Source organism: Luteibacter sahnii, assembly GCF_034063545.1.
In the GTDB taxonomy this organism is placed as follows: domain Bacteria; phylum Pseudomonadota; class Gammaproteobacteria; order Xanthomonadales; family Rhodanobacteraceae; genus Luteibacter; species Luteibacter sahnii.
In genome coordinates this window covers 2,501-5,398 of record NZ_JAQLOK010000016.1, presented here as the reverse complement: position 1 = coordinate 5,398, position 2,898 = coordinate 2,501, and the positions used below count along the sequence as shown (strand labels likewise).

General features: G+C 55.0%; 2 rRNA genes (1 of these 2 running past the window's edge). Both read right to left on the bottom strand.

What is annotated here, in order from left to right:
* Positions 1-9: 9 nt before the first annotated feature.
* Positions 10-124: ribosomal RNA gene (gene rrf, locus PI246_RS18330) — 5S ribosomal RNA — on the bottom strand.
* A 116-nt stretch (positions 125-240) separates the two neighbouring features.
* Positions 241-2,898, bottom strand: a 23S ribosomal RNA gene (locus PI246_RS18325); it runs 227 nt beyond the window's last position.

Genomic DNA, 2,898 nt, shown 5'->3' with positions numbered 1-2,898 from the left:
GGATAAAGCCCCTGGCGGTGACCTACTCTTGCATGGCTTGAGCCACACTACCATCGGCGCATGCGCGTTTCACTTCTGAGTTCGGGATGGGATCAGGTGGGACCACGCCGCTATGGCCGCCAGGGAAGGGGTGGGAGCAGCGCGCAGTGCGCCGGCTCCACGAAGGGGTAAACGAGTGACAAGCGTCCGGGTTGTGTACCGGCAGACTTGAGTTAAGACGGTGAAGCGTCTTGGGGTTATATGGTCAAGCCTCACGGCTCATTAGTACGCGTAAGCTCAATGCATTGCTGCACTTCCACACCGCGCCTATCAACCACCTAGTCTTGATGGTGCCTTAAGGAGAGTCGAGCTCTCGGGAGATCTCATCTTGGGGCGCGCTTCCCGCTTAGATGCTTTCAGCGGTTATCGCTTCCGTTCATAGCTACCGGGCAATGCCATGGGCATGACAACCCGAACACCAGCGGAACGTCCACTCCGGTCCTCTCGTACTAGGAGCAGCCCCCCTCAAATCTCCAACGCCCACGACAGATAGGGACCGAACTGTCTCACGACGTTCTGAACCCAGCTCGCGTACCACTTTAAATGGCGAACAGCCATACCCTTGGGACCGGCTACAGCCCCAGGATGTGATGAGCCGACATCGAGGTGCCAAACACCGCCGTCGATATGAACTCTTGGGCGGTATCAGCCTGTTATCCCCGGAGTACCTTTTATCCGTTGAGCGATGGCCCTTCCATACAGAACCACCGGATCACTAAGACCTACTTTCGTACCTGCTTGATCCGTCGATCTCGCAGTCAAGCACGCTTATGCCTTTGCACACAGTGCGCGATGTCCGACCGCGCTGAGCGTACCTTCGTGCTCCTCCGTTACTCTTTGGGAGGAGACCGCCCCAGTCAAACTACCCACCATACACGGTCCCCGATCCGGATTACGGACCTAGGTTAGAACGTCAAGCACTTCAGGGTGGTATTTCAAGGATGGCTCCACCGAAACTAGCGTCTCGGTTTCATAGCCTCCCACCTATCCTACACAGAAGAACTCAACGTTCAGTGTAAAGCTATAGTAAAGGTTCACGGGGTCTTTCCGTCTTGCCGCGGGAACGCTGCATCTTCACAGCGATTTCAATTTCACTGAGTCTCGGGTGGAGACAGCGCCGCTGTCGTTACGCCATTCGTGCAGGTCGGAACTTACCCGACAAGGAATTTCGCTACCTTAGGACCGTTATAGTTACGGCCGCCGTTTACTGGGGCTTCGATCAAGAGCTTCGCCTTGCGGCTGACCCCATCAATTAACCTTCCAGCACCGGGCAGGCGTCACACCCTATACGTCCACTTTCGTGTTTGCAGAGTGCTGTGTTTTTGATAAACAGTCGCAGCGGCCAGGTTACTGCGACCCCTCGGCGCTCAGTCACGCACGTGACCACGCTAAGGGGCGCACCTTCTCCCGAAGTTACGGTGCCATTTTGCCTAGTTCCTTCACCCGAGTTCTCTCAAGCGCCTTGGGATTCTCACCCTGCCTACCAGTGTCGGTTTACGGTACGGTTTTTCTACAGCTGAAGCTTAGTGGCTTTTCCTGGAAGCGTGGTGTCAGTCACTTCGTCCTCATAGGACTGGTCTCGGTGCTCGGCGTAAGTGATCCCGGATTTGCCTAAGATCACCGCCTACCGCCTTTCCCCAGGACAACCAACGCCTGGTAGACCTAACCTTCTCCGTCCCCACATCGCACTGTAGAAAAGTGCAGGAATATTAACCTGCTTCCCATCGACTACGCATTTCTGCCTCGCCTTAGGGGCCGACTCACCCTGCGCCGATGAACGTTGCGCGAGGAAACCTTGGGCTTTCGGCGAGGGGGCTTTTCACCCCCTTTATCGTTACTCATGTCAGCATTCGCACTTCCGATACCTCCAGCAAGCCTTACGACTCACCTTCACAGGCCTACGGAACGCTCCTCTACCGCGTACACCTCAGAAGGTGTACACCCCGAGCTTCGGTGCATAGCTTAGCCCCGTTAAATCTTCCGCGCAGACCGACTCGACCAGTGAGCTATTACGCTTTCTTTAAAGGGTGGCTGCTTCTAAGCCAACCTCCTGGCTGTCTATGCCTTTCCACATCGTTTTCCACTTAGCTATGACTTTGGGACCTTAGCTGCGGGTCTGGGTTGTTTCCCTTTTCACGACGGACGTTAGCACCCGCCGTGTGTCTCCCGTGTATCACGTGTTGGTATTCGGAGTTTGCCATGGTTTGGTAAGTCTCAATGACCCCCTAGCCATAACAGTGCTCTACCCCCAACAGTGTTCGCACGAGGCGCTACCTAAATAGCTTTCGAGGAGAACCAGCTATCTCCGAGTTTGTTTAGCCTTTCACTCCGATCCTCAACTCATCCCCATCTATTGCAACAGATGTGGGTTCGGTCCTCCAGTGCGTGTTACCGCACCTTCAACCTGGTCAAGGATAGATCACTCGGTTTCGGGTCTACTGCCAGAGACTATTCGCCCTATTCAGACTCGGTTTCCCTTCGCCTCCCCTATACGGTTAAGCTTGCCACTGACAGTAAGTCGCTGACCCATTATACAAAAGGTACGCAGTCACCCTTGCGGGCTTCCACTGCTTGTACGTATACGGTTTCAGGGTCTATTTCACTCCCCTCTCCGGGGTTCTTTTCGCCTTTCCCTCACGGTACTAGTTCGCTATCGGTCAGTCAGGAGTATTTAGCCTTGGAGGATGGTCCCCCCATGTTCAGACAGGGTTTCACGTGCCCCGCCTTACTCAATTTCATGCCACGCACCCTTTCGTCTACCGGGCTATCACCGTCTACGGCCCGCGTTTCCAAGCGGTTCGACTAGAATGTGCGACACTTTTGGGCTAGTCCGCGTTCGCTCGTCGCTACTGACGGAAT